Below are 11,799 nucleotides of genomic sequence, written 5' to 3' on the forward strand. Positions count from 1 at the left end.
CACCGATTCACGCACTTTCCCCGAAACTGCAAGCCGCTGCGGGTATGCCCCCACCGTGCCACATCGGCCCTGCGGGCAGGTCACATGGTGAGGGCGGGGTGGAGTTTGTCGGGGGTGAGGCGGCGGGCTCGGGAGGCGGTGAGGGTGGTGAGGGTCAGGGCCAGGGCGGTCACGGCGAGCAGGACGGTGACGCCGGTGACGACGGTCCTGGTGGAGCCGCCGAGGATGAGGCGGCGCAGGCCGTCGACGACGTAGGTCATCGGCAGGTACGGGTGGATCACCTGGAAGAAGCCGGGGCTGGTGGCCACGGGGTAGGTGCCGCCCGAGCCGGTGAGCTGGAGCATCAGCAGGATCAGGGCGACCAGGCGGCCGGTCGAGCCCAGGGCCGCGCCGAGCAGTTGCAGCACGGCGGTGAAGGCCAGCATCGTGGCCAGCAGGTAGCCGTACATGCCCCAGGGGTGGGCGGGGTCCAGGCCCAGTGCGAGCAGCAGCACCGCGTACAGCACGGTGGCCTGCGCGAAGCCGACCGCGACCGCGGGCCGCCAGCCGGCCAGCGCGACCCGCCAGGCGGGCGCGCCGGTCATCAGGTGCCGCCGGGTCACCGGCCGCAGCAGCATGTACGTCAGCATCGCGCCCACCCACAGCGCCAGCGCCAGGAAGTACGGCGCGAACCCGGCCCCGTAGGCGGCGGCCGCGTGCCACACGTCGCGTTCCAGGGTCACCGGCGCGGCCAGCACCCCGGCCCGCTGCGCCCGGGTGTCCGCGTCGTAGCCGGGCACCTGCGCCGCCCCGTCGGACAGCCCTGCGGCCAGTGTGCGCGCCCCGTCGTCGAGCCGGACGAGCCCGGCGGCGAGCTCCCCCGCCCCGCCGGAGAGCCGGACCAGCCCGCCGTCCAGCTGCCGTGCCCCGGTGGACAGCCGGTACAGGCCGCCGTGCAGCGACTTCGCGCCCGCTGCGGCGTCGGCGACCCCGCCGTGCAGCCGGTCCGCGCCGGTGGACAGCGTGGCCAGTCCCGCGGCCAGCTCGTCGACGCTGCGCCGGGCCGCGGCGACGTCGTCGGCCAGGTGCGGGGCGGCCTTCGCCACCGCGCGGGCGGCTGCCGCGACCTCGGTCAGCTGCGCCTTGACCTGCGGCAGCCCGGCGGTGTCGAGCCGGTGTGCCAGGTCCCGCGCGGTGTCCGCGGCGCTCGTCGCGGCCCGGCGGGCGGCGGTGAAGGCCGGGTCGTCGGCGAGTTCGGGGTGCGCCTTCACGAGCGCGTCCAGCGAGGTGACGACCTCGGCGGTGCGCCGTACGGCCTGGTCGGCGAGCTGAGGCAGCGCGTCCAGGTGGGCGGCGAGCGCATCGGCGGCCGCGGCGACGGCGTCGGCACCGCGCTCGATGGTGCCGGCGTGCTCGCGCAGCACCGGCTCGACCCGGCCGCCGACACCGTCCACCGTGGACGCCAGCTGCGCACCGCCTGCGGCGGCCCGGGCCGCGCCGTCGGCGAGCTGCTCCGCTCCGGCCTCCAGCGTGGCCAGGCCACCGGCCAGCTCGCGGGAGCCGGACTCGGCCCGCGCCAGCCCGTCGGCGAGGGAGCCCGCCCCGGCCTGGACGCTGTGCGCGCCGTCGGCCAGCGCGTCCGCACCGTCGCGCGCGTCGGTCGCGCCGCCGGCAAGGTCGCCCGCGCCGTCGGCCGCGTCGCCCAGCGCCGACTTCACGTCGCTGAAGCCGATCAGCATGCCGTCGAAGTATTTCGCCGCCGCCGACTCGGCCGCCGCCGCCCGGATCTCGGTGAACGCGCTGCGCGCCAGCATCCCGGAGATGTAGTTGACCCCATCGTCACTGACGACGGTGAGCTGCCCGGCCCGTGCCGTCGCCGCCGGGTCCGGCCCGGTGACCAGGGCCGCCGAGAAGTCCGCCGGGATGCGCAGCATCAGCTGGTAGGTGCCGTCCCGCAGCCCGTCCGCCGCCTGCGCCGCGCCCACCCGCCGCCACCCGAAGACCTGCCGCTGCTCCAGCTCGTCGGCCAGGTCCCGCCCCGCGTGCACCTGCCCGCCGTCCGGATCGCTCGCCGCCTCGTCCTCCAGCACCAGCGCCACCGGGATCCGGTTCATGTTGCCGTACGGATCCCAGAACGCCCACAGGTACAGCGCCCCGTACAGCAGCGGCACCAGCGTCAGCACCACCAGCGCGGCCCGCGTCATCCGGTGCCGCCGGAACCGCCGCAACTCCAACCTGCCCAGACTCACCGCCCCACCCCCACCGTCGAAAGGAAGGGGTCGCGGCAGACGGCGATGACCGCGCGGCCGGTCGCGTCGAGGTCGCTGAGCAGGGTCTGCGTCTCGGCGGGGGTCAGGCCCACGTCGATGTCGTCGATGAGCAGCACGTCGGGGTCCTCCAGCAGGGCAAGCTTGATCATCAGGCGGTGCCGGTCGAGTGGGGACAGGTCGCGGACCAGGTCGTCGGACTCGCCCGCGAGCAGGGCGTGCCGGCTGCGGCGGTGCCAGGGCCGGGCCAGGCCGAGCAGGCGCAGCCGCTCCCCGACGTGCTCGGCGACGGTGAGCGCGGGCTCCGGCTCGTTGACGCCGGGGACCAGGCCGAACGCCGTACGCCCGGGGTTTCGCAGCGTGCCGTGCGAGGTGCGGAAGCGGCCGCCGAGCGCGAGCAGCGCGCTGGTCCGCCCGCCGCCCGCGGGGCCGGTCAGCGTCACCAGCTCGCCCGGATGGACCGCCAGGTCGAGATCCCGAAAGACCCATCCCCGGCGGGTACGCAGCCCGAGTCCCTCGGCCCGCAGCAGTGCCGCCTCCAACTCCGCCCCCAAAGTATTTGAACCGACCAGTCAGTTCAAATACTCGCTCACAGCGGGACCCGATCGGAAGTGAGGGTGAGCCGCCTCACCGACTACGATCCAGAGGTGATCTCGGCAGAGCCAATGATCTTCCGTACGGCGAGCTTCCAGGACCTGGACGCCACGACCCTCTACGCCCTGCTCAAGCTGCGCGTGGACGTCTTCGTCGTGGAGCAGTCGTGCCCCTACCCGGAGCTCGACGGCCGCGACGGCGAGCCCGGCACCCGGCACCTGTGGTACGAGGTCGACCGCAGACCCGTGGCCTACCTGCGCATGCTCGAAGACGCGGAGCCGGAAGGCAGGGTGTGCCGCATCGGGCGTGTGGTGACCGCCCCCGAGGCGCGCGGCGACGGCCTGGCCGGGCAGCTGCTCACGGCCGCACTGGCCGCGGTCGGCGAGCGCCCCGCGGTGCTGGACGCGCAGGCGCACCTGGCGAGGTTCTACGCCAAGTACGGCTTCGCCCCCAGCGGCCCGGAGTTCCTGGAGGACGGCATCCCGCACGTGCCCATGCGCAGGGGCTGAGCCCCGGGTCAGGACGCGGTCAGGACGCGGCGGCGACCACCGCGGTCGAGCCGCGCACGACCAGCTCGGGGTCGAACAGGTACTCGTCCGGGGCGACCTCGCCGCCGTCCACCTGCGACACCAGCATGGCCACCGCGGCCGTGCCCATCGCGCCGATGGGCTGGCGCACCGTGGTCAGCGGCGGGTCCGTGCAGGCCATGAAGAGCGAGTCGTCGTATCCGACCACGGAGATGTCCTCCGGCACGCGCAGGCCCATCCGGCGCACCGCGCGCACCGCGCCGAGTGCGAACACGTCGGAGGCGCAGACCAGCCCGGTCACGCCCTCCTTGATCAGCCGCACCGCCGCGGCCTGTGCCGCCTCCATCGAGTAGATGGTGCGCGCGACCGGCGGGTTCTTCTGCCCGGTGCGCTTGCGGAACGCGGCCAGCTTGCGCGCCGACGGCACGTGGTCGACCGGCCCGAGCAGCAGGCCGATCTTCGTGTGCCCGAGCGACGAGAGGTGCCCATAAGCCTGATCGACCGCGACCGCGTCGTCGGCCGCCACGACCGGGAAGCCCAGTCCGTCTATGGCCGCGTTCACCAGCACCACGGGCAGGCCGCGCTGGCGCAGCCGGTGGTAGTGCTCGTGCTCGGCGTCGGCCTGCGCGTACAGGCCGCCCGCGAAGATCACGCCGGAGACCTGCTGCTCCATCATGATGTCGACGTACGCCGACTCGGCCACGCCCTCCTCGGTGCGGGTGCACAGCACCGGGGTGAAGCCCCGCTGCGCCAGCGCCCCCGCCACGATCTCGGCGAACGCCGGGAAGATCGGGTTCTGGAGTTCGGGCAGCACGAGGCCGACCAGGCGGGCCCGCTCGCCGCGCAACTTGGTGGGCCGCTCGTAGCCGAGCACGTCCAGGGCGGTCAGTACGGCGGTGCGGGTCGCTTCGGAGATGCCGGGCTTGCCGTTGAGCACACGGCTCACCGTCGCCTCGCTCACCCCCACGTACTTCGCCACTTCGGCGAGTCTGCGCGTCACGCCGGTCACTGTAACCGGTCCGCCGCGTGACGGTTGCCGGGCGAACCGGTAAACCGGATCACGTTACGGCCTGGGGCGACTGCCCTGCCGGTGTCGAGAAGGGCACCTTCTACAACGCGGAGCGTTGCGAAGGTGCCCTTCTTTCACTCAACCGGTGGAGAGGGCCGCTCACCCTCTCCACCGGGGCTGGGGTGGGTTACGAGGCGTAGACCTCGTACTCCGAGAGCTGGCCGGCGGGCCAGCCCGTGTTTCCGGTGAAGCTCAGGCGCAGGTAGCGCTGGCTGGTCGCCGGGAACGTGATGGTGACGGTGTTGGCCGAGGACGGGTTGAAGACGTAGCCGGCCGAGGCCTTCACGGTGCTGTAGGAGGAGCCGTTGGTGCTGCCGAGGACCGACAGGGTCTGGGTGCGGGTGGCCCAGGCCGAGGCGGGCGGCAGCTTGAGCACGACGCGGGACACCGAGGTCGTCGCGCCGAGGTCGACCGTGATGGTCTGCGGCCAGGCGTTGTTCGGCGACTCCCAGTAGGAGTTGGCGTTGCCGTCGACCGCGTTGCCCGCGCCGTACACGTCGACGTGGCCGCTCTCGGTCACCGGGCGGCCCAGCGCCAGGTTGGTGTTCGCGACGACGCCGTTGCCCGACAGGTTGATCGTGTGCGGGCTGCCCGGCGCGTTGCTGGTGAAGCTGACCGAGCCGGAGCGGGCCCCGGACGCGGTCGGCGTGAACGTCACCGAGATCGTGCAGGACGCGCCCGCCGCCAGCGATGAACCGCAGGTGGTGGTCCGGGCGTAGTCACCGCTGACGGTGACCGCGCCCAGCGTCGCCGACGCCGTGCCGGTGTTGGTCACCGTCACCGACTGCGCGCCGCTGGTGCTGCCGACGGTCTGGTTCGCGAACGACAGGCTCGACGAGGACAGGCCGACGGCCGGGGTCTGCGGCGGCGGGCTGCCGTTGCCGTACACCTCGAACTCGCTGAACTGGCCCGCGGGCCAGCCGGTGTTGCCGGTGACCGTCACCCGGACGTAGCGGCGCGACCCGGCGGTGAAGTTGATCGTCGCGCTGTTGCCGGTGGCCGGGTTGAAGGTGTAGCCGGCCGAACCCGCCAGGCTGCTGAAGTTCGAGCCGTCCGTCGAGCCCAGCACCTGCAGGGTCTCCGTGCGGGTGCCCCACGACGGGGGCAGCTTCAGCACGACCTGGTTGACGGTCGCGCTCGTGCCCAGGTCGACCGTGATCGACTGCGGGAAGGCGTTGTTGTTGCTCTCCCAGTACGTGTTCACGTCGCCGTCGACCGCGTTGCCCGAGCCGTACGACTGGGTGTGGCTGGTCTCGGTGGTCGGGCGGCCCGCGGCGAGGTTGCCGTTGGGGTTGAAGCCCGAGCCGGACAGGTTCACCACGTGCGGGTTGCCCTGCGCGTTGCTGCCCACGGACAGCTGCCCGTTGCGGGTGCCGGTCGCGGTCGGCGTGAACGTCACCGAGGCGGTGCAGCTCGCACCGGGCGCCAGCGTCGTGCCGCAGTTGGTGGTCCGGGCGAAGTCACCGCTGACGGCGACGCCGCTCAGGTTCGCGGTGATGGTGCCCGGGTTGCTGACTGTGACCGTCTGCGCGGCGCTGGTCGTGCCCACGTTCTGCGTGCCGAACACCAGGTTCGACGTGCTCAGGCTCAGCTGCGCCGAGGGCGGCGGGGGGCTGCTGGGCGGCGGCGGGCTGTTGCTCGGCGGCGTGGTCGGGCCGCCGGTCCAGACCGGGGTCGGCCAGATGCCGGTGCAGGCCGGCGGGTTGGCGTACCAGCCGGAGTTGGTGCCGATCTGGGTGATCTGGAACGACGGGCCCACGCAGTTGTGGATCGGGTTGCTCTGCGCGATGCCGGTGGCGGTCACGTTCTCGAACGTGGCCTGGCCCTGCGACTGCACCTGCAGCGCGTACGTGCCCGCGCCGATGATGCGCACGTTCTTGAAGTGGATGCCGCTGGCCCCGCCCTCGATCCAGTGCAGCGCCGCATAGGAGCTGTCCAGGATGTCGGCGTCGGTGACGTTGATGGTCGCCCCGGCGATGGGCTCGTTGAGTCCGGAGAACCAGATCGCGCCGACGCCGAAGTTCCAGTTGTAGTCGGAGTTGCCGGCCCGGATCAGCGTGTTGCGGGCGATGGTGAAGGTGCCCGCCACGGCCGTGCCCTGGCCCGAGTTGACGCCCGGGTAGCGGTTGCCGATGTGGATGCCGCCGCCGTTGGTGATGGTGTCCGCGACCACGTTGTCCGTGATCTTGATGTCGCGGCCGCCGTACGACACGATGTTGTTCGCCAGGATCGTCACGCCGACCGTGTTGAACGAGAACGTGTTGTTGACGTTCGGGATGCGCTCGGGCCACATGGCCAGGCCGTCGTCACCGGTGTTGCGGACGAACGTGTTGGTGACCGTCGAGTTGGTGACGCCGGTGTGGAAGTTCACGCCGTCGGCGGTCTGGTCCAGGATCACGCTGTTGCGGATGGTGAAGTTGTCCATCGGGCCGTCCATCCAGGCGCCGACCTTCGTGTGCTGCATCCACACGTGGTCGACCACCGAGTTGGTCATGGCTCCGCCCATGGCGTTGACCTGGTCGTTGTCCTCGCGCTCGCGGACGTCGCCGATGATGGCGAAGTCCTTGAGGGTCACGTTGCGGCTCGGGCCGCCCGCCTCGTGCGCGCGGATCTCGCCGCCGTAGCCGCCGCCGGACACGTACTTGCCGTAGACGCCCACCGCGCGGTTGCGGTTGGTCGGGTGGCGGCCGGTGAGCACCGAGTGCCACATGCCCGCGCCCTGCAGGGTCACCCCGTCGACCACGATGTGGTCCCAGACGGTGTACGTCCCCGCGGGGATCCAGACGACCCGGCCCTGCGCCCGGCCCGCGTCGACCGCGGCCTGGAACTTCGCCGTGTTGTCGGCGGTGCCGCCGTTCGGGTCGGCGCCGAAGTCGGCCACCACGTCGATCGCGTTGGCGGGCTTGGTCTTCGGGCCACCGACGACCTCGAAGTCGGCCAGGTCGATGGTGAACGTCGGCGACTGCGCGGTCGAGTTCACCTGCAGCCGGATCTTCGTGCCGATCGGGTAGGTGCTGCCGAGCAGGCTGCGCTGCTCGTCGTAGAAGTGGTGCGGGTTGGTGTCGTTCGGGTTGTTGTTGAACGGGTAGCCGCCGTAGTACCAGCCGTACTTGGAGGTCACCGGGACGGCCTTCAGCAGGTTCCCGTTGATCCGCAGGTCGATGGTGGCGTCGCGGCCGGTGCCCGCGCCGTTGTCCGGCAGGCTGTACCGGAAGTTGATGGAGTCGGCGGGTGCGGTGAGGGTGAACTCGACGTACTCGCCGACGGCGTCGAGGACCACGGCCTGGCGGCCGGACGCCTCGGAGGCCAGCTGGCCGTAGTAGCGGGTGTGCGCCAGGATCGTGCCGTTGGTCGGCTGCTCCTCGGCCTCGAACTCCTTGAACGCGACGGTCGCGCCGCGCCCGGCGATCGAGAACGGGGAGATCGACGCGACCTGCTGCAGGTCCGGGCTGGAGGTGCCGAAGGCGGTGACCGCGACCAGCGCCACGCCGGCCAGCATCGAGCTGGCGGCCGCGGCGGCCAGCCCGGTGCGGCGGCGGGGCGCTGACGCGCGGCCCGTCGGTGCGGGTGGGGTGCTGAGCTCGTTCATTGGCTGTGCTGCCTTCCGGTGGGGACGGGTGACCGGAGCGGAGTGAGGCGGCGCGATTCGGGGGTGCGCGCCGCCACGGCCGTGGCGATGCTGAGCTACGGGCTCCTTTCCAGCCCGCGTGCGAAGAGGTCAGGCGGGGCGGATCCAGACCGCGGTGTCCGCGGGCAGGCGGTCGCCGTCCAGCGGGCCGCTGGCGACGAGGACCTGCGCGTACGCCGGCAGGTCGACGGCGTGGTCGGCGAGGTTGACCACGCAGACCAGGTCGAGGCCGTCCGGGGCGGGACGGCGGAACGACAGCACCTGCGCGGAGTTGTCCAGCCACGACATCGGGCCGTCGCCGAGCGCGGGCTCGCTGTGGCGCAGGCTCAGGCAGCGGCGGTACAGCTCCAGCATCGAACCCGGGTCACCGGTCTGCGACTCGGCGGTGTACGCCTTCCAGGCCGCCGGCTGGGGCAGCCACGGCTTGGCCGTCGCGGCGTCCGGGCTGAACCCGAACGGCGCCTGGGCACCCGACCAGGGCAGCGGCACCCGGCAACCGTCGCGGCCCGGGTCGGCGCCCGCGGTGCGGTGCCACATCGGGTCCTGCATCAACTCGGCCGGGATGTCCTCGACCTCCCAGAGGCCGAGCTCCTCGCCCTGGTACAGGTAGGCCGAGCCGGGCAGCGCCAGCGCCAGCATGATCGCGGCGCGGGCGCGGCGGGTGCCGAGCTCCAGGTCGACCGGGGTGTCGTGGGTGCGGCCCTTGAAGCTGAACGAGGTGTCGGCCCGGCCGTACCGGCTGACGTGGCGGGTCACGTCGTGGTTGGACAGCACCCAGGTCGCCGGGGCGTCCACCGGCGCGTGCGACTGCAGGGTGTCGTCGATGACGTCGCGCAGCAGCGCGGCGTCCCAGGGCGAGCACAGGAAGTTCATGTTGAACGCGGTGTGCATCTCGTCCGGGCGCAGGTAGTTGGTGAACCGCTGCACGTCGGGCATCCACACCTCGCCGATCAGGGCGCGGCCGCCGTACTCGTCGGCGATGCGCCGCCAGGCGCGGTACACGTCGTGCACCTCGTCCAGGTCCTCGAACGGGTGCCGCTCGGTGGTGCCGACCTCGGGCAGGGTCGGGTCCTTGACGAGCAGTCCGGCCGAGTCGATCCGGATGCCGTCGGCGCCCCGGTCGAACCAGAACCGCAGCACGTTCTCGTGCTCCTCCCGCACCGCGGGGTGGTCCCAGTTCCAGTCGGGCTGCGCGCCGTCGAACAGGTGCAGGTACCACTCGCCGTCGGGCACCCGGGTCCAGGTGCCGCCGCCGAAGTTCGAGGTCCACTCGGTCGGCGGCAGCTCGCCGTGCTCGCCCTTGCCGGGGCGGAACCAGAACAGCTCGCGCTCCGGCGAGCCGGGGCCGGCCGCCAGCGCCGCCTGGAACCAGGGGTGCTGGTCGGAGCAGTGGTTGGGGACCACGTCGACGATGACGCGGATGCCCAGCTCGTGGGCCTCCCGGATCATCTGCTCGCACTCGGCCAGGTCACCGAAGATCGGGTCGATGTTGCGGTAGTCGCTCACGTCGTACCCGCCGTCCGCCTGGGGCGAGACGTAGAAGGGGTTGAACCAGATGGCGTCGATGCCCAGGTCCCTCAGGTACTGCAGATGCGCCCGGACACCGGCCAGGTCGCCGACGCCGTCGCCGTTGCCGTCGGCGAAGCTGCGGACGTACACCTGGTAGATGGCGGCATCGCGCCACCAGGCGTCAGTCGCCGAGCGCACCCCCTGCGGCAAGGGGGCTCCGATGTCAACCACGAGATACCTGCTTCCTGTTACGGAACACGAACTGGACGTGGGGCACGGCGGGCGGGGCCCCCCGGGGGGGGGGGGGGGGGGGGGGGCGGGCCCCCGCGGCCGGCTACTCCTTGAGACCGCCGGCGGTCAGGCCGGACATGATGCTGCGCTGGAAGATGAGGAAGAACACGATGGTCGGGATCGCGGCGATGACGGCCGCGGCGACGACCACGTTCTGCGGCGTACCGCCGGAGAAGGCGTAGATGCCGACGCTGATGGTGCGGGTCTCCGGCGAGGGCATGACCAGCTTGGGCCAGAGGAAGTCCTTCCACACCGCGGTCACCGCGAAGATGGAGACCACGCCGAGGATCGGCCGGGAGATCGGCAGCACGATCGACCAGAGCGTGCGCATCGAGCCCGCGCCGTCCATCCGCGCCGCCGACATCAGGTCCTCGGGGATGGAGTCGAAGAACCGCTTCAGCAAGAAGATGTTGAACGCGTTGGCCACCGCCGGCAGCCAGATCGAGAACGGCGAGTCGATCAGGCTGATGTGCAGGATCGGCAGGTCGATCACCGTCACGTACTGCGGGATGATCAGCACCATCGCCGGGATCATCAGCGTCGCCAGCATCATGCCGAGGATCAGGTTGCCCAGCTTCGGCCGCAGCTTCGACAGCGCGTACGCCGCCGCCGTGTCCAGCACGAGCTGGAACGCCAGCGCGCCGACCGCGTAGTAGAAGGTGTTGAACAGCAGCTTGGCCAGGTCCAGCCGGTTCCACGCGTCGGAGTAGTTCTCCGGCTGCGGGTCGGCCGGCCACAGCGTCGGCGGGGTCTGCGCCAGCTCGGGGCTGGACTTCAGCGCGCCGGTGATCATCCAGTACAGCGGCCCGATGAAGACGAGCGTGAACAGGATGACCACGACGGTGAGGAGGGTCCAGTAGATCACCTTGCCGCGGCCCCGCTGGAGCTGCGCGAAGGAGACCAGTGACCGCGTCTCGGATTGCTGCGCCATGACTCGTTCCCCTAGTCCTGTTTCGCGTTCAGCCGGGCGTAGACGGCGGAGAAGCCGATCAGCGCCACGAGCATGATCACGCCGAGCGCCGCCGCGCCGTTGAGGTCGTTCTGGAAGAAGCCGTGCTGGTAGATGAGGTAGACGACCGACGTGGCCGAATCCTCCGAGCCCGCGCCGTTGGCCAGGATCAGCGGCTCGATGAACAGCTGCATGGTCGCCACGACCTGGAGCATGGCCATCAGCGACAGGATCAGCCTGGTCTGCGGGATGGTCACGTTGGTGATGCGCCGCCACAGGCCGGCGCCGTCGAGCTCAGCGGCCTCGTACAGCTCGCCCGGGATGTTCTGCAGCGCGGCCAGGTAGATCAGCACCGCGCCGCCCATGTTCATCCAGGTCGAGGCGATGACCATGGCCGGCATCGTCATGTCCGTCGACTGCATCCACTGCGAGGTCGGCAGCCCGAGCCCCTTGAGGATCGAGTTGAACAGGCCGGCGTCGCTGGGGTCGTAGGCCAGGTACTTGAACAGGAACAGCGCCGAGGCCGGGGGCAGCATCACCGGCAGGTAGATCAGGATGCGCAGGTAGCCCTTGGCGTGCCGGAACTCGTTGAGCAGCACCGCCAGGAAGAAGGGGACCGCGTAGCCGAGGACCAGCGCGAGCACCGTGAAGTACAGGGTGTTCTGCCAGGCCGTCCAGAAGCTCGGGTCGTTGATGATCCGGTCGTAGTTGTCCCAGCCCACCCAGGTGGTCTCGCCGGCGCGGGTGCGCTGGAAGCTCATGACCACGCCGCGGATCATCGGGTACCACGAGAAGAACGCGAAGCAGATGACCGCGCCGATCAGGAACGCGTAGCCGGTCAGGTTGTCCTTGAGCCGGCGGTTGCGCCGGGCGCGACGCGGATCGACGGGTGCTGGCGCTTGGCTGCCGACGTCGATGCCGGCGCCAGGAACGGTGGCGATCGCCATGTCATCACTCCTGAAGGAAGGTGCGGGGTCAGGTCCGCG

Annotated in this window: 8 protein-coding genes; 1 reads left to right on the plus strand and 7 read right to left on the minus strand. The window is 71.4% G+C overall.

Features of this window, described 5'->3' with window-relative positions; all coding sequences use genetic code 11:
• Positions 1–80 precede the first annotated feature (80 nt).
• On the minus strand, positions 81–2,228 hold the full coding sequence (locus F9C41_RS14750) for a YhgE/Pip family protein (RefSeq protein ID WP_230689598.1): 2,148 nt from the start codon (positions 2,226–2,228) through the stop codon (positions 81–83).
• Positions 2,225–2,788 carry an ATP-binding cassette domain-containing protein gene (locus F9C41_RS14755; RefSeq protein WP_196279769.1) on the minus strand — a complete coding sequence of 188 codons (564 nt, stop codon included), beginning with the start codon at positions 2,786–2,788 and terminating at the stop codon, positions 2,225–2,227. Before F9C41_RS14755 ends, F9C41_RS14750 begins: the two co-directional genes overlap by 4 nt.
• 123 nt (positions 2,789–2,911) lie before the next feature.
• Between F9C41_RS14755 and F9C41_RS14760 the strand changes: the two genes are divergently transcribed.
• The gene (locus F9C41_RS14760; RefSeq protein ID WP_155387518.1) at positions 2,912–3,349 is read left to right on the plus strand and encodes a GNAT family N-acetyltransferase; all 438 of its coding nucleotides are present in this window, start codon (positions 2,912–2,914) and stop codon (positions 3,347–3,349) included.
• 19 nt (positions 3,350–3,368) lie between these two features.
• Here the strand turns inward: F9C41_RS14760 and F9C41_RS14765 are convergent, their stop codons facing one another.
• From F9C41_RS14765 to F9C41_RS14785, 5 genes are all read right to left on the minus strand, one after another.
• The gene (locus tag F9C41_RS14765) at positions 3,369–4,367 is read right to left on the minus strand and encodes a LacI family DNA-binding transcriptional regulator (protein WP_155387343.1); all 999 of its coding nucleotides are present in this window, start codon (positions 4,365–4,367) and stop codon (positions 3,369–3,371) included.
• Between the two features lie 196 nt (positions 4,368–4,563).
• The gene (locus F9C41_RS14770) at positions 4,564–8,025 is read right to left on the minus strand and encodes a galactose-binding domain-containing protein (RefSeq protein WP_230689599.1); all 3,462 of its coding nucleotides are present in this window, start codon (positions 8,023–8,025) and stop codon (positions 4,564–4,566) included.
• A gap of 129 nt (positions 8,026–8,154) precedes the next feature.
• Positions 8,155–9,804 (minus strand): glycoside hydrolase family 13 protein, encoded by a 1,650-nt coding sequence (locus F9C41_RS14775; protein WP_230689600.1) that lies wholly within the window; start codon positions 9,802–9,804, stop codon positions 8,155–8,157.
• Positions 9,805–9,907: 103 nt separating this feature from the next.
• Positions 9,908–10,795, minus strand: coding sequence for a carbohydrate ABC transporter permease (locus F9C41_RS14780; RefSeq protein ID WP_155387344.1), 888 nt, complete (start codon positions 10,793–10,795; stop codon positions 9,908–9,910).
• An 11-nt stretch (positions 10,796–10,806) separates the two neighbouring features.
• Positions 10,807–11,760, minus strand: coding sequence for a carbohydrate ABC transporter permease (locus F9C41_RS14785; protein WP_155387345.1), 954 nt, complete (start codon positions 11,758–11,760; stop codon positions 10,807–10,809).
• Positions 11,761–11,799 lie beyond the last annotated feature (39 nt).

Source organism: Catellatospora paridis (assembly GCF_009720365.1).
Classification (GTDB): Bacteria; Actinomycetota; Actinomycetes; order Mycobacteriales; family Micromonosporaceae; genus Catellatospora; species Catellatospora paridis.